Below are 18,158 nucleotides of genomic sequence, written 5' to 3'. Positions count from 1 at the left end.
AGACGGGGGCGGTCAGAAGCGTCGCGACCTAGTCTTCGAAGGCGGCGATCAGCGTACGAAGGTGGGCGCGGTGCGCCTTGGCTTCGCGGGAGCCGGTAAGATCCGGCATCCAGTCGGGGCCGACCCAGCCCTTCACATCCTGGATGGAGGCGAGTGCGGCCGAGCGGGCCACCGGCGAATACTCGTCATTGCCGGTGATGCCGATCAGCGTCCGCAGATATTCCACCTGCAGGTTCTGACGGTAGGTGTTGGGCTCGCCGCGAATGTCGTCGGCGTAGACCACCTGGGTCAGGTCCTGCAGATAGTCGGCCACGGGATAGTCGCCGCCATACTGACGGGCGTCATTCATGCGATCGAGCATGTTCGGGTGCAGCAGGTGCGCCATCACGGCCCGTTGCTGGCTGAACGCGCGATCATGCAGGGCCGGATCCTCGTCAGAGCCGAAATGGTCAAAGAAACGGCGCTGGCGCTGCAGGTGATCGAGATAGGCTTCTTCCGCCGTGAAGGCGTCCGGGCCGAACAGGGCGGCGTCGAGCACTTCAAGCGCCTGTTCCTGTTTCTCGCGCGGCACCGGAATGAAGGGCGTCTCGGCGCCCGGCTGACCCACCACGGACCGGTTGTTGTAGATCCCGCCGATATGCCGGCTGGCGACGTTGGCGGCTCCAAAGCGCTGGCCGGACAGCACCAGATAGCTCGTCAGGAGCGGCTGGTAGGTTTCGCCCTCGATCTCGAACTCCTCGGGGAGGGTGCGCAGGGTGTCGTTGATGACGGCGACACGCTCGCCCGCCCAGGTGACGGGGTCGGAGGAGAGGTCGTTGATCATCACGCGCGGATCCGAATGGATGCCCGGGCTGCGCATGTCGTCGGCGTCATTGCCGAAGGCCAGTTCGGGATCGGTGGAGCGCTCCAGGATGGCCGGCAGGGCGTCCGTTTCCGGCGTGTAGCCATAGCTGATCGCCCAGATGTCGTAGGGCCCGGGCGTTTCCTGGGAATACTGCACGGTCTCCTCGCCATTATGAGGCAGGTTGAGCGCCGGATAATCCATGATCGAGCCGGTCACCCGCTCGCCGCTGGCGAGATCCTCTAGCGAGACGGTCGAGCTGGCGCGCATGTTATGCATCAGGCCCATGGTGTGACCGATCTCGTGGATCACGAGATAGTGCAGGGACTGACGGATCAGCTCGTCGATCTCGACGGTGGAGGCGCCCTGGGCCTGAAGCGTGGCGAGTCCCGCCATGGTCTCCATTTGCAGGTGCTCGGCGAAATTGCACATGGCGCCGTGGGAGTCGTGATCATGCTCGATCACCGGCTCGCCGGTCATTTCCGCCAGTTGCTCGGCCGGCAGCCACTGGCTCAGGCCCGCCACGTCAAACAGTTCGGAATAGCGGATGCGGTTCGTCAGGAAGACGTATTCCAGCATGATGTCCGCGCCCATGATCTCGCCGGTGCGCGGATTGGTGAAGCTCGGGCCATAGCCGCCGAAGGGCGGGGTCGGCGAGGAGGTCCACCGCAGCACGTTGTAGCGGATATCGCCGGCGTCCCAGTCGGCGTCGTCAGGCTGCACCCGCACTTCGACCGCATTGGAGAAGCCCGCGGCCTCAAAGGCGATGTTCCAGGTCAGGGCGGCGTCACGGATGGTGTCGCGCAGTTCAACCGGGGTGGTGTTCTCGATCCACCACACGATGGGCTCGACCGGATCGGAGATCTCGGCGGTCGGGTCCTGTTTGACCAGACGCCAGCGATTGATCACGTCGTCATAGGGCGTGACGCTGGTATCGGTCAGATTGGTGATCCGCTGGCCGAAATAGCCCACGCGGAAATCATCCGCCCGCGGCTCATAGCCGTCTTCCGGCAGCGCCAGGAAGCTGTGCTGCACCGTCACCGCCACGGCGCGCGCGTCGGTGATTTCCTCACCGCCGCCATTGCGCGGGGAATCCTCGGTGTAGACGTATTCAACGACCACATCCGTGTTTTCAGGATAGTTGCGCACGTCCAGAACGCGGGTGCGGTCGCCAGACAGGCGGCCCATGGAGAAGGCGTTCTCGGCGCCCGGGCCGCGCGGAGCGTTCGGCTTGATCTGGGACAGATCCTCACCGCTCAGAAGCGAATCGATCTGGACGAGATAGCGGTCCGATCCATCGTCGTCGCCTTCGGTTTCCGCGGCGATCTCCAGCACGGCCAGCGGCGCGCGGGTGATGTTGGCGTGCGAGGCGCGCGACAGGGCGTTGTCCGCGTCAAAGGAGAAGCTGGTGTTCTCGGCGCTGATCTCGATCTCGCCATAGTGCTTGGCGAAGCTCAGAACGCGGTTGTCGCGGAACTGACCGCGGAACAGACCGGTGCGCGGCGCGCCATCTTCGGCGTAGGTGAAATAGACGAACTCGTCATCGAGCTGATCGGCTGCGATCTCCATGTAGAGATCGCCATTCTCCGGATCGCGATAAAGCGGAAACAGACCGTCGATGACTTCAAACTCTTCCGTGAAGCTCTCGATGGTTTCCGTTTCGTCTTCGCCCTCGTCCTGGGCGAATGCGGGCGCACCCGCTGAAATGGCTGCGATGGCCGCTGCAAACCACAGGCTGCGAAACTGCGACATCTCCAAGCCCTCCCCTCTTGATTGCCGTACAAGTGTGACAAACTAGGCTGGAGAGACGGTGAGAGCAAAGATGTGATCTCTTACAGTTTCGTCACATTTGTTCCTTGCCCGGCCCGAATGATCCGCCTCTAGCGTCAAGCGAGACCCCATGAACTACCGCCACGCCTTCCATGCCGGTAATTTCGCCGATGTGCTCAAGCATCTGGTTCTGGCGCAATGCCTTGAACATCTTGGGAAAAAGGCCAAGCCCTACCGGGTGATCGACACCCATGCGGGCGTTGGGGTCTATGACCTGACCGGGGATGAGGCGCGCCGCAGCCCGGAATGGAAAGAGGGCATCGGGCGCCTGCTCAAGACGACGGCGCCGGCCGAGCTTGATGATGCGCTCAACCCCTATCTCGACGTGATCCGCGCCATGAATGACGGCGACGCCCTGACCGCCTATCCCGGTTCGCCCGAAATCGCCGCCCGTCTCGCCCGTCAGGACGACCGCATCCATCTGTGCGAGCTGCACAAGGATGATTCCGTCACGCTCGACCGTCGCTATGCGCGCGATGCCCGGGTGAAGGTGCAGGCGATGGACGGTTATCGCGCCCTGCCGGGCCTTGTGCCGCCTCGTGAGAAGCGCGGTCTGGTCATCATCGATCCGCCCTTCGAGCATCGCGACGAGATGGCCTTCATGGCCCAGGCCGCCAAATCCGCGCTGGAGCGCTGGCCCACCGGAACGTTCATTTTCTGGCGTCCGCTCAAGGATCTGTGGGCGCAGGAGCGCTTTGACGTGGGGCTCGCCGAATGGCTGATCGCCGATCAGGGGCTTGAGGGCGAGAAGCTGCTGCGCGCCGACATGTGGGTGCGCGAGCTGAGCGAGGAGGGCCCGCTGGCCGGAGCCGGGGTGGTCGTCGTGAACCCGCCCTTCCAGCTCGAGGAGCGTCTGCTGAAGCTGCTGCCCTGGCTGACGGACCTGCTGGCGCAGGATGACGGCGCGGGCTGGCGGCTCGATGGCTGCATCACTGACGACAGCCTGATGGTGGATGAGTTCTAGGAGCGCAACCCGAAAAGTGGGAACCGGTTTTCGGACAAGTTGCGCGTCAGGCAAAGACTTGGCGCAACCCGAAAAGTGGGAACCGGTTTTCGGACAAGTTGCGCGTTTGGGACATGATCTGAGGCTGGCCGCGTAAGGTCCTAGGCGTCCGGCTCGTTCGCTTCACCGACGCCGAACAGCTTGCCCTTCTCGGTCCACAACACGATCAGAAAGGCGATGGCGCCCAGCACCGTAAAGCCCAGGGTGATGGGCAGGACCGTACCGTCATAGCCCTGGCCGATCACCGAGCCCAGCACGGCGCCCGCCATGGCGGTGGAGGAGCCGTAGAGCGCCGCGGTCGTGCCCGCCCGGTCGCCGGCGGGCTCCATGGCGAGCGCGGAAAAGTTCGCCCCGATCATCGAGAACAGCATCAGCGCCGTCATCAGGAGCAGGAAATAGGCGAGGAAGGGCGGCTTTCCGAAGAAGGCGAGGGTCATGTTCGCGCCATTGACCAGCAGATAGGCGATGAGCGCGGAATGGGAGATGCGGCGCATGCCCAGACGGCGCACGATCTTGGCGTTGACGATATTGGCGCCCGCAAGGCCCAGCGCGATCACTGCGAAGGCGATTGGAAACATCGCGCCCAGCTCGTAGAGCTCCGCCAGCACCTGTTCGGAGGTGGCGATGAAGGCGAACAGCGCCCCCATGATGAAACAGGACGCCGTCAGATACCCCAGCGTGATGCGGTTGGAGGCGGCGAGCGCGTAATTCTTCATTGCCGAGCCGAGGCGCAGTTCGATCCGCTTTTCCGGATGCAGGGTTTCAGGCAGGCGCGTCATCATCCACAGTGCCAGCGCGCTCGCCATCACGAAGAGGAAGATGAAGATCACCCGCCAGTCGCCGCCGAACAGGATCAGCTGTCCGATGCTGGGCGCGAGGATCGGCGCGACGGTGAACACGGTCATGGCGAAGGACATGATCTCCGCCATGCGCCGTCCGGAGACCAGATCGCGCACGATCGCGACGGCGATCACTCGTGTGGCGGCCGCGGCGACGCCCTGCAGCGCGCGGGCCGCTACAAGCGCCCACAATCCCTGGGAGACCAGGCACAGCACCGTCGCCGCCAGATAGGCGACCAGCGCGATCAACAGGGTCTTGCGCCGCCCCATGGCGTCCGACAAGGGTCCGAAGCCCAGTTGCGCCAGACCGAAGCCGAACACGTAGGAGGTGATCACCAGCTGGCGGTCATTGCCGGGCGCGCCAAGCGCATGGCCGATTTCAGCCAAGGCGGGCAGCAGGATGTCGATCGAGAGCGCGTTCAACGCCATCAGGCAGCCGACCATGGCGATCAGCTCCCGGACAGCGATCTGGGGGCGAAGCGGATCGGGAGATTGCAGGTGCTGCATCGGGGGCTCCTCAGCGTCTCCCGACCCCGTTACAGGCTGGGACGTCAGTATTCGGGGTCCTGGTCCCAGGGCCAGCCGGGCGGATAATCCGCCGGAACAGCGCCGGGAAAGTCGGGGGTACGCTTCTCCAGGAAGCTTGTCACGCCCTCAGCCGCATCCGGCGACATGCCGCGATGGAGAATCGCCCGGCTTTCCAACCGATGCGCCTCCATGGGATGGCTCGCGCCCATCATGCGCCACAACAGCCGCCGGTTCATCGCGACCGAGACGGGGGCGGTGTCGCGAATAAAAAGATGCGCCCGTTCCAGCGCGCGCTGAAGCACGGCTTCGGGGGTGTCCGCCAGTTCGCTGACGAGCCCGCGCTCGTGCGCCTCTTCCGCCAGGAAGGTCCGGCCCGACAGCCCCCAGTCGAGTGCGGCCTCCACGCCGACCAGTCGGGGCAGGAACCAGCTCGCGCAGCCGTCCCAGGCGATGCCGCGCTTGGTGAAGGGCAGGGCGAACTTCGCCCCCTTCAGCGCCACGCGCGCATCCATGGGCAGGATCATGGTCGCGCCGATGCCGACCGATGTGCCATTGATGGCGGCGACGACCGGCTTCTCGCTGTCATAGATGCGCAGGTTCAGGCGTCCGCCGAAATCGCGCCATTTCGGATCGGTGTCCACCAGCTCGCCCTCGGCCTGAGCTGTTGCGACGGCGTTGAAGGTCTCCGCGCCCAGCGACAGGTCCGCCCCGGCGCAGAAGGCCCGGCCTTCGCCCGTGACGACCATGGCGCGCACCTTTGGATCGGCGTCCGAGCGGTCGAACGCGTCCGCCATCTCCTCGCCCATCTGGGTGGTGAAGGCGTTCATGGCGTCAGGCCGGTTCAGGGTCAGGAGCGCGATTGCGTCCTGCACCTCATAGCGGATGGTGGAATAGCTCATATCACTCCCCGGATGTGTTTTTCCGGGGAGCTTAAGCGCTTAATGCTGAGCCGTCAGCCGTTGTGTGAGGCTCTAGACGTTGAACTTGAACAGCATGACGTCGCCATCCTGAACGACGTATTCCTTGCCTTCCTGGCGCAGCTTGCCCGCTTCGCGCGCACCGCTCTCTCCGCCATTGGCGACATAGTCGTCAAAGGCGATGGTTTCGGCGCGGATGAAGCCGCGTTCGAAATCGCCATGGATGACGCCCGCCGCCTTGGGCGCGGTCCAGCCCTTGCGAATGGTCCAGGCGCGAGCCTCTTTCGGGCCGGCGGTGAAATAGGTCTGCAGGTCCAGGAGGGTGTAGCCCACATGGATCAGACGATCGAGGCCCGGCTCGTCCAGACCGATCTCTGAGAGGTATTCGGCGCGCTCGTCATCTTCCAGCAGCGCCAGCTCGGATTCGATCTTGGCGGAGATCACGACGCAGGCCGCGCCTTCCCTGGACGCACGCTCTTCCACCATTTTGGAGAATTCATTGCCGGTTCCGGCGCTGTCTTCGTCCACATTGGCGACGAACATCACGGGTTTGGAGGTGAGGAGCTGGAGCATTTTCCACTCCTTGCCCATGTCCTCTGGCACATCGGCGTTACGGGCCGGACGGCCTTCGCGCAATTCGGCCAGCGCCAGGTCCACGAGCTCGATGGTGGCTTTCGCCTCCTTGTCGCCGGACTTGGCTTTCTTCTCGAGATTGGCGCGGCGCTTTTCGAGGCTTTCCATGTCCGCGAGCATCAGCTCGGTCTCGACGGTCTCGAAATCCGCCAGCGGATCGATCTTGCCGGCGACGTGAGTGATGTCGTCGTCTTCAAAACAGCGCAGCACATAAAGGATGGCGTCCGTCTCGCGGATATTGGCGAGGAACTGGTTGCCCAGACCTTCGCCCTGGGACGCGCCTTTCACCAGGCCGGCAATGTCCACGAAGTTCATGCGTGCCGGGATGATGTTGGCGGAGCCGGCGATCTCGGCCAGCTTCATCAGGCGCGGTTCGGGCACCGCCACCTCGCCCACATTGGGTTCAATGGTGCAGAACGGATAGTTCGCCGCCTGGGCCGCCGCCGTCTGGGTCAGCGCGTTGAACAGGGTGGACTTGCCCACATTCGGCAGACCGACAATCCCGCATTTGAAACCCATGGCGCACGCCTCCTGAACATCCTTGCCGCGACCGGCTCGCTTTGGCGGGCCGTATAGGCCGGATGCGCTAGTGAGGGAAGGGGGGCGGACAGACGTCCGATCGCCCGGCCGGGCGCTAGGCGGCGTTCACGGCTTCCAGGAAAGCGTCAATCCGGTCGGACAGATTATCGGAGTTGGTGCGCAGCTCTTTCGCCATTTCGGCGATCTGGTTGGCGGCGGCCACGGCGTTCCGGGCGCCCTGCATGACCTGGGCGCTGTCCTCATCCACGGCCTGGGTCTTCTGGGCGGCGGTCTGGGCGGTGCCGGAAATCTCGGCGACGGCGGCGGTCTGTTGTTCGACGGCGGATGCGCTCTCGGCGGAGGCGGCGTCGATCTCGCTGATCTCTTCGACGATGGCGGCAGCGGTTTTGGACGCGTCCTGCACGCTCGCTTCGAAACGGGAAATCCGTTCGCCGATGGTTTCGGTCAGCTTGGTGGTCTGGGTGGACAGCGCTTTCACTTCGCTTGCGACCACCGCGAAGCCCTTGCCCGCTTCGCCGGCGCGCGCGGCCTCGATCGTGGCGTTCAGCGCCAGGAGATTGGTCTGCTCCGCCACCGCATTGATGCCGGATATGATCTCGACCATGTCCGCCAGGGCCGAGGCCATCTCGGTCATGCTGGCCTGGCTTTCCTGGGTGCGCTCGGCGGTGCGGCGGGTGAGGTTGGAGACCCGCTCGGCGGAGCCGCGCACCTCGTTGATGGACACATTCAGCTCTTCCGTGGCGGCCGCCATGGTCTGCACGCCATTGCTGGCTTCCCGGGCGGCTTCGTTCATGGAGGACGCGCGCGTCTGGCCGTCCTCGGCTGCATGGCGGGATGTCTCGGCGGCGTTGACGACCTGCTCCAGCAGCGCTTCCACCGCCCGCAGGGTCTGGCCCGCGCCGGTCTTGAAGGTCTCGATCTCCGCCTGGAGTTTCTGGGCGCGTTCCGCCTCGGTGGCCTTGCGCGAGAGCTCGCCGGCGGACGCGGATTCCGCGTCGCGCAGCTGAGCGGTCATGTGATTGAGCGCCTTCGAGATGCGGCCGATCTCGTCGCCGCGAGCGTCCAGGCTGTCATCGGTGCTGCGATCACCCTCGGCGACGGCGTCCATGCGCGCAGCGAGATCCAGCATGGGCTTGAACATGCGCTGGATGACCGGCCAGGCGGCGACAGCGGTGATGCCGCCTGCGATGGCGGTCGCCAGCAAGAAGCCGACCCAGCCCGCGCCCAGAGCGGCGTAGATCGCCGTCTTGAGCATCACTCCAAAGGTCATCAGTCCGAGAAAGACCAGAATGAAGCGAACGGAAAGCGGAAGGGCAGGCATGGCGCATCTCTCAGCTGGGGACTGGATTTCTGATGCGGCCGGTTCGGTTAATCCCCCCCTAATGAGTCTGTGCAAAACCACACTCATCAGAGGGGAATAGGGCGAATAATCTTATGCTCAGGCGGCGCGGACCGATTTGAGGAAATCGTTGATGGTCTGCGACATGGACGAGGCGTTGGTCTCGAGCTCCTCGCACAGGGCGGCGATCTGCTCGGCATTGGTGACCGATTGTTCCGCGCCCTGCATGACCGTGCTGGTCTCCTCATCCACAAGCCCCGTCCGTTCGGCGGCGGTCTGGGCGGAGCGGCTGATCTCGGCCACGGCGGCGGTCTGCTGTTCGACGGCGGACGCGCTTTCAGAAGACGCCTGATCGATCTGGATCATGGCCTCGGCGACGCTTTCGGTCGCCTCGCCCGCGTCCTGAACCAAGGATTTGAAGTTCTGGATCCGGGCGTTGATGGTTTCGGTCAGCTTGGTGGTCTGCTCGGCGAGGGCCTTCACCTCGCTCGCGACCACCGCGAAGCCCTTGCCCGCTTCGCCGGCGCGCGCGGCCTCGATCGTGGCGTTCAGCGCCAGAAGGTTCGTCTGTTCGGCGACGGCGTCGATCCCGGCGATGATCTCGGTCATGTCGCTGAGGGATTCGCTGATATCCTCCATCTTCGCCCGGCTCTGCTGGGTCTGTCCCGCAGAGGCGGAGGTGAGGTCCGCCACCCGGGCCGCTGACCCGCGCAGTTCGCCGATCGAGGCGTTCAGCTCTTCGGTGGAGGCGGCCATGGTCTGCACCCCGGCGCTCGCGGCGCGCGCCGCTTCGCTCACCTTCACGAGGCGGTCGCGGCTTTCGATGGAGGTGGACTTGGTCGCTTCAGCGGAGGCATGCACTTCGCGGGCGGCCTCGATCACGGCGCTCAGCACTTTCTGAGCCGCATTCTCGAATTTCGAGATTTCTTCAGCCAGTCGCTCGGCGCGTTCGGCTTCCCCCGTCTGCTTGTCGAGTTCGGACTGACGCAGGGCTTCGGCGTCTTTCAGCTTTGCGCACAGATCCTGCACCGCCTTGGCGATGCGTCCGATCTCGTCCTTGCGGTCCAGGAACTGGTGATTGGGCGCGTAATTGCCATGCGCGACCTCATCAATCGTCTGGGTCATCGTGTTCAGCGGGGACAGAGCCCGACGGCTGACCCAGAACCCGACGCCGCCGGCAATGGCGAGCGCCATGAGCGCAAGCAGACCGGTGATCATGAGCACATGATTGCGCGTGGCGATGATGGCGGCTTTCTCGACCCCCACATAAAGAATGCCGATGGTTTCGCCATCGGGGGTGAAGACCGGCTGGTAGGCAGTGAAATAGTCCTTGCCCAGGATCGTCGCCTGACCGCGGAAGCCCTGCCCGGCCATCATGGAATTGTAGACCGCGCCCTGGCCCAGCGGCGTGCCGACGGCGCGATTGCCGTCCGGTTTGACGATATTGGTCGTGCGGCGGAAGAAGTCGTTCTCGGCCGGAGACCAGATGAACAGCGTTGCGGTCTGTCCCGTTTGCTGGCCGATGGAGTCGATCATCTCATGGGAGCTGAACTCCGGCAGGGCGGGCGCCACCAGCCGCGTGATATCGCCTTCGCGATTATAGCTGATCTCCAGTTCCGGCAATCGCGTCGCCTGCAGCGTGGCCGCCGCCACCCGCAAGTTCATCTCCTGCGCCTCGGAAGCGGAGCGCGAAATGGAATTGTTGATCACCCAGCCTGCCGAGATGGCGGTCAGCGCGATCCCGATCGCCACAAGACCCAGGATCAGGGCCACGAGCCGCGTCACTAGAGAGTTGGACATTGAAATCCCCATGTATCGACTTCACCCACGAACTCATGAGTGTGCCTAACAAAAGCTGAAGAAGTCTGAGGCGAAGGCGTTAACAAAGAAAATGTGATCTGGTTGTGTGGCCTTGAAGCCGTTTTGGCCTTATATGCCGCGCTCCTGTTGCTGTTCGCCGCCGATCTTGACCCGGCGGGGGAGAGGATGATGACGACATTGATTTCCAACGCGCCGCGTTCGAACGCGGGCGCGTCAATGCCTGACATGCCGAAACCGGCTCTGGATGAAGCGCGCGTGGACGCGCTGATGGCCAAGTACGGGCTGACGGGCGAATTCCTCAATCTGGGCGGCGAGCCCTCTGACCACCGCGTGGTCGCGGCCATGTCCGGCGGGGTGGACAGTTCCGTCGTGGCGGCGGTGCTGCATCGCGCGGGCTATCAGGTCGTGGGCATGACGCTGCAGCTCTACGATCATGGCGAGGCCGTGCACCGTAAAGGCGCCTGCTGTGCAGGCCAGGACATCCATGACGCCCGCCGCGTGGCGGAGGCCATGGGCTTCGCCCATTACGTGCTCGACTATGAAACCCGGTTCCGCGAGGCGGTGATCGAGGATTTCGCCGACACGTATCTGGCGGGCTTCACCCCCATCCCCTGCGTGCGCTGCAATCAGTCCGTGAAGTTCGCGGACCTCTTGGCCACCTCCAAGCAATTGGGCGCGGATTGCCTTGTGACGGGGCACTACATCCAGCGCACCATGAGCGGGAACCGGCCCGAGCTGCGCCGCGCCGCCGATGCGGGCAAGGACCAGTCCTATTTCCTGTTCGCGACCACAGAGGAGCAGCTTGATTATCTGCGCTTCCCGCTGGGTCATCTGAACAAGGAGCAGACCCGCGAGCTTGCCGCCGCGCTGGGCCTCATCGTGGCCGCCAAGCCCGACAGCCAGGACATCTGCTTCGTGCCCGACGGTGATTACGCCGCGGTGGTGGAGAAGGTGCGTCCGGGCGCGTCGCGTCCCGGCGAGATCGTGCATCTGGATGGTCGGGTGATGGGCGAGCATGAGGGCGTGCTGCGCTACACCGTGGGCCAGCGTCGCGGGCTCGGCATTGCGACGGGCGAGCCGCTCTATGTGGTGCGGCTGGACGCGGAAAACGCGCAGGTCATTGTCGGCCCGCGCGAAGCCTTGCAGGTGCGCAGGATCACCCTGACCGATGTGAACTGGATCGGCGATGGCGACCTCTCCGAAGCGGACGGTCTGACCGTCGGCATCAAGGTGCGCTCCACCCGTCCGCCCAAACCGGCGATTCTGGAGGTGACCGGAGACGGCGTCTTCGTGCTGCTGGAAACGGGCGAAGAGGGCGTTGCGCCGGGCCAGGCCTGCGTCTTCTATTCTCATCCCGATCATGACCGGGTGTTGGGCGGCGGCTGGATTCGGGCGACGGCTTAACCCGTCCCCGCCTTCCACCCCACAACCACGACCCAGTGCAACGCCATGGCGGGCCACAGACTGCCCGTTCGATGGGTGAGGGCGGTGCAGAGCGCACCGACAGCCGCGACGAGGGTCAGGAAAGCCGGTTCGGTGAAGACCGGTTGCGCCATGGGCAGGCCGAGCCAGACCTGAACCGGGTGCCAGAGCACGAAGGCGGCGAGCGACAGCGCGCTGATCGCCAAGTCTTTGGTCGTGGACATGCGGGCAGGCTGGAGAATCCCCCGGAACACCAGCTCCTCACCCAGAGCGGGTATCAAGAGCGCGATTGCCGCCAGACGTAGAAATGCATCCGGATCATTGCGCAGCCCCGGCAGCCCCATAGAAAAGTGAATGGGGCTCATAAGTGTGTGAATTGCGAAGGCTGTCAGCCCGAAAAGCCCCAGCGCAGCTGCTCCTTCAACGAGGCCTTGCAGGCCCGGAAGCGTCCTGAGCCGGGCTGCTGCGGATGCGAGCAGACTTGACGCGGTGCGAAACAAGGCCTTTTTCTCCTGCCCAATGACCGGCCGCCGAGCCGGCCGCAATAATGATAGGAGACGGACCATGAGTGCCGAAGATCCGATTGTCATCGTTGGTATGGCTCGCACCCCGATGGGCGGCCTGATGGGTGAACTGGCGGGCCTGTCCGCCAATGAGCTGGGCGCCGAAGCGGTCAAGGCCGCGCTCGCCGAAGCCGGCGTCGCAGGCGACGATGTGGACCTCATCTACATGGGCAATGTGCTCAGCGCTGGCCAGGGCCAGGCCCCGGCGCGCCAGGCGGCCATCAAGGGCGGTCTGCCCAAATCGGTCGAGGCGACCACGCTGAACAAGATGTGCGGCTCCGGCATGCAGGCCGCCATTATGGGCCGCGCCTCCATCGCCTCGGGCGACGCCTCTGTGATCGTGGCGGGCGGCATGGAATCCATGACCAACGCGCCGCACCTGCTGCCGAACCACCGCACCGGCTTCAAGTATGGCCATGACGTGATCAAGGATCACATGGCCCAGGATGGTCTCGAGGACGCCTATGAAGGCAACGCCATGGGCGTGTTCGCCGACATGATCGCCCGTGAGCACCAGTTCACCCGTGAGGACCAGGACGCCTATGCGCTGGAAACCCTCGCCCGCGCCATCCGCGCCACTGAACAGGGCGATTTCAAGCGCGAGATCACCCCGGTCACCATCAAGGACCGCAAGGGCGAGACGGTGGTCGAGACCGACGAGCTGCCCCGCAAGGCGCGCCCGGAAAAGATCCCGAGCCTGAAACCGGCCTTTGGCAAGGATGGCACCGTGACCGCGGCGAACGCCTCCGCCATTTCCGATGGCGCAGCTGCGCTGGTGATGATGCGTCAGAGCGAAGCGGAACGCCGCGGCCTCAAGCCGCTGGCGAAGATCGTCGCCACCGCCGCTCACGCCCACGAGCCGGCCTATTTCACCACCGCGCCGGTTCCGGCCATGCGCAAGGTTCTGGAAAAGGCGGGCTGGACCAAGGACGATGTGGATCTCTGGGAAATCAACGAAGCCTTCGCCGTGGTCCCGATGATCGCGATGAAGGAGCTGGGCCTCAGCCATGACGTGGTGAACGTCAATGGCGGCGCCTGTGCGCTGGGTCACCCGATCGGCGCCTCCGGCGCGCGCATCATGGTCACCCTGATCGCCGCGCTGGAAAAGCATGGCAAGTCCAAGGGCGTCGCCTCGCTCTGCATTGGCGGCGGCGAAGCCACCGCAGTCGCGATCGAGCGCCTGAACTAGTCGGCGGCCGAGTGCTGATCGAGAAAGCCCCGGCCTGCTGGTCGGGGCTTTTTCGTGTCAGTCGAGGAACAGGACGTCATCATCGGGGGGCGTCAGAAGACCGGGCAGCGGATCCTTGAACTTCTGCGGAAGCCCGACGGTCATCAACGCCGCCTCCCAGTTCATGCAGAACTGGGACAGGGCGCCGGACTTCTGGGCCGCCCGCGCCAGTCTCTGAGCCGCGTTGGCGCCATGAGAATGCGCCAGCCAGGCCAGGGGCAGGCCATGGGGCACATTGATCGCCAGTCCTTTCAGGAAGCCGATCCAGTCCTGCATCGGGTCATAGCCGTCCAGCTTTCGGAAATCGAAGATGGCGCCCTGTATGCGATCGACCTCGATGCGCCGCTGCAATTCCTGCAGATTGCCCATGGCTCCGCGAACCGTCTCCTGTCCCGTCACAGCGAGATACCAGATCCGCGGTCTGTTGCAGATGAGCATGTTCGCCAGATTCGCGCGAGGCATGAGGTCCACCCATTCGGCATGTGGTCATGATTGTCCGGGGTGTAACTTCTGATTGGTAAATCAAGTGGCGCGCGCAGCGTTGCAGCGTCCGTCAGGCGGGGTGAATTGCGGCCCCGGTGCGATGTCTTCCGCCTTAATTTCTCGATTTATGACGCGCTGCAGCATGGCTTTGTCCGCCGCGCGTCGCTTGCCAAACGCTCTCCAGATCGCTACCTCGCAGCCCGAAAAGCCTTGTATGGCTTGAAGAAACGTACGGACAAAGCATGTCGAACGGCCAATCCCGCTTCCATGTTCCGACCCCGCCCTATCGGCCGGGGGACGAGCCCGACTTCACCCATCTTGACCTGCAGAAGGCTGGCGAGGCGCCGCGCCCGGATCCGTCTTCGGGCTGGGAAGAGACCCGCGACCTGGCCACCGGCCTTGTGGGCGTGCTCGACCATAACCACCAGGCGGTCGGGGACTGGAACCCGGAGCTGAGCCCGGAAGTCCTGCGCGAGGGTCTGAGCCATATGGTGCTCACCCGCATCTATGACGAGCGCATGCTGAAGCTGCAGCGCCAGGGCAAGATGAGCTTCTACATGAAGTCCACGGGCGAGGAGGCGGTCGCCGTCGCCGCCGCCATGGCGCTCAAGCCCAATGACATGGTGTTCCCCAGCTATCGCCAGCAGGGCATCCTGTTCGCACGCGGGCGCAACATCGTGGACATGATGTGCCATTGCATCTCCAACAGCCGCGATAATCTCAAGGGGCGTCAGCTGCCGGTGCACTACACCTGGGCCGAAGGCAGCTTCTTCACGATCTCGGGCAATCTGGGCACCCAGTTCCCGCAGGCCGCCGGTTACGCCATGGCGTGCGCCTACAAGGGCGAGGACCAGATCGCCGCGAGCTGGATTGGCGACGGCACGACGGCGGAAGGCGACTTCCACGCGGGTCTGACGCTGGCGTCCACCTATCGCGCGCCGGTGATCTTCAACGTCGTGAACAATCAGTGGGCCATCTCCTCCACCCAGAACATCGCCCGCGGCGATGCGCCGACCTTTGCGGCGAAGGGGCTGGGCTATGGCCTGGCGTCGATCCGGGTGGACGGCAATGACTTCCTCGCCGTCTACGCCGCGACCCAGTGGGCCGCCGAGCGGGCGCGCCAGGGCAAGGGCGCGACGGTGCTTGAGCTGTTCACCTATCGCGCCGATGCGCACTCCACCTCGGATGACCCGACCAAATACCGTCCGAAGACCGAATTCGACCGCTGGCCGCTGGGCGATCCCATCGAGCGCCTCAAGCAGCATCTGATCGGCAAGGGCGAGTGGGATGAAGACCGCCACGCCAAGCTGGAAGAGCAGATGACGGCGCTGGTGGTGAAATCCTACAAGGAAGCGGAAAGCCACGGCACGCTGCATGAAGGCCCGCTCAGCCCCACCGAGAGCATTTTCGAGGACGTCTACGCCAAGCCTGACTGGCGCCTGCGCCGTCAACGCCAGGATCTGGGGGTTTAATCCATGCCGGCCATGAACATCATTCAGGCGCTGAACTCCGCCATGGACGTGCTGCTGGAGCGTGATCCGGACGTCGTGATCTTCGGCGAGGATGCGGGCTATTTCGGCGGCGTCTTCAAGGCCACCGACAAGCTGCAGGAGAAATACGGCCTCGACCGGGTGTTCGACACCCCGATCAACGAGGCGGCGATCGCCGGCATGGCGGTCGGCATGGCGGCCAAGGGGCTCAAGCCCATCGCCGAGATCCAGTTCGCCGACTACATTTTCCCGGCCATCGACCAGATCATCTCCGAGATGAGCCGCATCCGCTATCGCTCGGCGGGTCAGTTCACTTCGGGCTGCGTGGTGCGCTCGCCCTGGGGCGGCGGCATTCGCGGCGGCCAGACCCACTCGATGAGCCCGGAAGCCTTCTTCACCCATGTGCCGGGTCTTCAGGTCGTCGTGCCGTCCAACCCGTATGACGCCAAGGGCTTGCTGATCGCGGCGCTGGAAAGCGGCGATCCGGTGATCTTCTTCGAGCCCAAGCGGATCTATAACGGCCCCTTTGACGGCGTGCCGGACACTCCGCTGAAATCCTGGGCCAAGCACGCCAAGGGCGAGGTCCCCGAAGGCCATTACACCGTCGAGCTGGGCAAGGCGGAAGTCGTCCGCGAAGGCGAAGCCTGCACCGTCATCGCCTATGGCACGCTGGTTCACGTCGCTCAGGCGGCCGCCGAAGCGGCGGGCATCGACGCCGAGATCATCGATCTCAAGACGCTCGTGCCCTATGATATCGAGACCATCGCCAAGTCGGTGAACAAGACCGGTCGGGTCGTCGTCGCCCAGGAAGCGCCGCGCACCTCGGGTTTCGGCGCCGAGCTGGCCGCCCAGATCCAGGAAGAATGCTTCTACGCTCTGGAAGCGCCGATCTTCCGCCTGACCGGCTGGGACATTCCCTATCCGCACGCCCATGAATGGGCGTACTTCCCCACGCGCGACCGTTTTGCCCGCGCGATGAAGACCGTGACGGAGGCCTGAGCATGAGCGAATACAAGTACAAGCTCCCCGATGTGGGCGAAGGCGTCGTCGAGGCGGAAATCGTCGAATGGCACATCAAGGCCGGCGACAAGGTCACTGAAGACCAGCACATCCTCGATGTGATGACCGACAAGGCGACCGTCGAGATTCCCTGCGCCGTGAACGGCGTGGTCAAATCCATTGTCGGCGAGCCCGGTGAAGTGATCGCGGTCGGCACCGAAATCCTCGTCATCGATGTGGACGGTGAAGTCCCCGATGATGTCGAGAACACGGCGGAGCCGGAAACCAAGGACGCTCCCAAGGAGGAGTCCAAGGCCGAGGCCCCCAAGGAAGAGCCGAAACCCGAACCGAAGCCGGAACCCAAGCCCGAGCCGAAACCGGCTCCGGCGGCGGCTCCGGCGAAAACCGCCGCGCCTGCGCGTTCCAATGGCGAACGTCCGCTGGCGAGCCCGGCGGTGCGTCAGCGCGCGCTTGAGGCCGACATTGATCTCGCCCATGTGCCGGGCACGGGTCCGGCGGGCCGGATCACCCATAATGATCTTGATGATTTCATCGCCGCGGGCGGTCGTCTTGTCTCGAAAGCGGGTGGGGCTGGCGCGTCCAAGGCGCCGCGCACCGGCAAGCAGGACATCAAGGTCATCGGCCTGCGCCGCAAGATCGCCGAGAACATGGCGCACGCCAAGCGCACCATCCCGCACATCACCTATGTGGACGAGATCGATCTGACCGCGCTCGAAGACCTGCGCGCGCACATGAATGCGAAGAAGTCAGATGATCAGACCAAGCTGACCATCATTCCGTTCCTCGTTCTGGCGCTCGTGAAATCCCTGCCGAAATTCCCGCAGGCGAACGCCCATTTCGACACCGATGGCTCGCTGCTGACCCAGCATGACGGCGTGCATTGCGGCATCGCCGCCGCCACGCCCAACGGGCTGATGGTGCCGGTGATCAAGCACGCCGAAAGTCTCGATATCTGGGAAGTCGCCGCCGAGGTGAAGCGCCTGGGCGATGCGGCCAAGGCGGGCAAGGCCACCAAGGACGAGCTGACGGGCTCCACCATCACCATCACCTCGCTGGGCGCCATTGGCGGCATTGTCACCACCCCGGTGATCAACCATCCCGAGACGGCGATCATCGGCGTGAACAAGATGCAGACCCTGCCGCGCTATGACGAGGCGGGCCGCGTGGTGCCGAAGAAGATCATGAACCTGTCCTCCAGCTTCGATCACCGCATCGTGGACGGCTATGAAGCGGCCTTGCTGGTGCAGGAGATGAAGGGGTATCTCGAAAACCCCGCGACGCTGTTCATGGACTAGGGCTTGTGCCCGGCCCAGACTGAAAGCCCGGCGCTTGCGCCGGGCTTTTTGTTTGGTTCTGAAACCCCGGCCAAGCGCATCGCCGAGCCGGGGCCTCGTGCAGGATAGGGCGCTTTACGCGGAAGTAGGTCCCGGGTCTTCGCTCTGCTCGCCCGGGAATTCAGCGCTCTACTTTTTATCTCTTCCCCAGCGAAGGCTGGGGCCCAGAGCCGGGAGCGCAGCGTTTCATGATCTCTGGGTCCCCGCCTGCGCGGGGAAAGAGAAGAGAGTTTTCAATAACTCAAACCCTGTCATCCCCCGCTTCATGCGGGGGATCCATGCCGGTGGGTCCGATGACAGGTCACGGCATGGATTCACCGGATAAAC

General features: G+C 64.3%; 14 protein-coding genes. 6 read left to right on the top strand and 8 right to left on the bottom strand.

Going from position 1 to position 18,158, the window contains the following annotated elements; translation table 11 throughout:
- Positions 1–28: 28 nt before the first annotated feature.
- Complete coding sequence (locus tag OA2633_RS06480; protein ID WP_009801705.1) at positions 29–2,593, bottom strand: zinc-dependent metalloprotease; 2,565 nt, start codon at positions 2,591–2,593, stop codon at positions 29–31.
- A gap of 148 nt (positions 2,594–2,741) precedes the next feature.
- Here OA2633_RS06480 and OA2633_RS06475 point away from each other — a divergent pair, with 148 nt between their 5' ends.
- Positions 2,742–3,635, top strand: a complete 894-nt coding sequence (locus tag OA2633_RS06475) for a 23S rRNA (adenine(2030)-N(6))-methyltransferase RlmJ (protein WP_009801704.1) — start codon at positions 2,742–2,744, stop codon at positions 3,633–3,635.
- Positions 3,636–3,775: 140 nt separating this feature from the next.
- Here OA2633_RS06475 and OA2633_RS06470 read toward each other — a convergent pair whose 3' ends face one another.
- The 5 genes from OA2633_RS06470 to OA2633_RS06450 all read right to left on the bottom strand — a co-directional run bounded on the left by OA2633_RS06470 (position 3,776) and on the right by OA2633_RS06450 (position 10,270).
- Positions 3,776–5,020, bottom strand: a complete 1,245-nt coding sequence (locus tag OA2633_RS06470; protein WP_009801703.1) for a multidrug effflux MFS transporter — start codon at positions 5,018–5,020, stop codon at positions 3,776–3,778.
- Between the two features lie 44 nt (positions 5,021–5,064).
- Positions 5,065–5,940 (bottom strand): enoyl-CoA hydratase-related protein, encoded by an 876-nt coding sequence (locus OA2633_RS06465; protein ID WP_009801702.1) that lies wholly within the window; start codon positions 5,938–5,940, stop codon positions 5,065–5,067.
- A gap of 72 nt (positions 5,941–6,012) precedes the next feature.
- Positions 6,013–7,110, bottom strand: a complete 1,098-nt coding sequence (gene ychF, locus OA2633_RS06460) for a redox-regulated ATPase YchF (protein ID WP_009801701.1) — start codon at positions 7,108–7,110, stop codon at positions 6,013–6,015.
- Positions 7,111–7,225: 115 nt separating this feature from the next.
- Entirely contained in the window at positions 7,226–8,452 is a 1,227-nt protein-coding gene (locus OA2633_RS06455) for a methyl-accepting chemotaxis protein (protein WP_009801700.1), read from the bottom strand.
- A gap of 117 nt (positions 8,453–8,569) precedes the next feature.
- Positions 8,570–10,270, bottom strand: a complete 1,701-nt coding sequence (locus OA2633_RS06450) for a methyl-accepting chemotaxis protein (RefSeq protein ID WP_009801699.1) — start codon at positions 10,268–10,270, stop codon at positions 8,570–8,572.
- A gap of 288 nt (positions 10,271–10,558) precedes the next feature.
- Between OA2633_RS06450 and mnmA the strand changes: the two genes are divergently transcribed.
- Positions 10,559–11,695, top strand: coding sequence for a tRNA 2-thiouridine(34) synthase MnmA (mnmA, locus tag OA2633_RS06445; RefSeq protein WP_050752897.1), 1,137 nt, complete (start codon positions 10,559–10,561; stop codon positions 11,693–11,695).
- Here the strand turns inward: mnmA and OA2633_RS16245 are convergent.
- Entirely contained in the window at positions 11,692–12,078 is a 387-nt protein-coding gene (locus OA2633_RS16245; protein WP_162010979.1) for a type II CAAX prenyl endopeptidase Rce1 family protein, read from the bottom strand. The genes mnmA and OA2633_RS16245 overlap by 4 nt on opposite strands.
- Before the next feature lie 199 nt (positions 12,079–12,277).
- Here OA2633_RS16245 and OA2633_RS06435 point away from each other — a divergent pair, with 199 nt between their 5' ends.
- Positions 12,278–13,465 carry a thiolase family protein gene (locus OA2633_RS06435; protein ID WP_009801696.1) on the top strand — a complete coding sequence of 396 codons (1,188 nt, stop codon included), beginning with the start codon at positions 12,278–12,280 and terminating at the stop codon, positions 13,463–13,465.
- A gap of 57 nt (positions 13,466–13,522) precedes the next feature.
- Here the strand turns inward: OA2633_RS06435 and OA2633_RS06430 are convergent, their stop codons facing one another.
- Positions 13,523–13,966: a hypothetical protein gene (locus OA2633_RS06430; protein ID WP_009801695.1), complete on the bottom strand. Its 444-nt coding sequence runs from the start codon at positions 13,964–13,966 to the stop codon at positions 13,523–13,525.
- A gap of 263 nt (positions 13,967–14,229) precedes the next feature.
- Between OA2633_RS06430 and OA2633_RS06425 the strand changes: the two genes are divergently transcribed.
- The 3 genes from OA2633_RS06425 to OA2633_RS06415 are packed head-to-tail and all read left to right on the top strand — an operon-like array spanning position 14,230 to position 17,792.
- On the top strand, positions 14,230–15,459 hold the full coding sequence (locus OA2633_RS06425) for a thiamine pyrophosphate-dependent enzyme (RefSeq protein ID WP_009801694.1): 1,230 nt from the start codon (positions 14,230–14,232) through the stop codon (positions 15,457–15,459).
- Between the two features lie 3 nt (positions 15,460–15,462).
- Positions 15,463–16,476 carry an alpha-ketoacid dehydrogenase subunit beta gene (locus OA2633_RS06420; protein WP_009801693.1) on the top strand — a complete coding sequence of 338 codons (1,014 nt, stop codon included), beginning with the start codon at positions 15,463–15,465 and terminating at the stop codon, positions 16,474–16,476.
- A 2-nt stretch (positions 16,477–16,478) separates the two neighbouring features.
- Positions 16,479–17,792, top strand: a complete 1,314-nt coding sequence (locus OA2633_RS06415) for a dihydrolipoamide acetyltransferase family protein (protein WP_009801692.1) — start codon at positions 16,479–16,481, stop codon at positions 17,790–17,792.
- Positions 17,793–18,158: the final 366 nt, after the last annotated feature.

Origin of the sequence: Oceanicaulis sp. HTCC2633 (assembly GCF_000152745.1) — a bacterium.
GTDB lineage: Bacteria > Pseudomonadota > Alphaproteobacteria > Caulobacterales > Maricaulaceae > Oceanicaulis.
The sequence above is the reverse complement of the archived record's forward strand: the minus strand, read 5'-3'. Positions and strand labels throughout refer to the sequence as shown.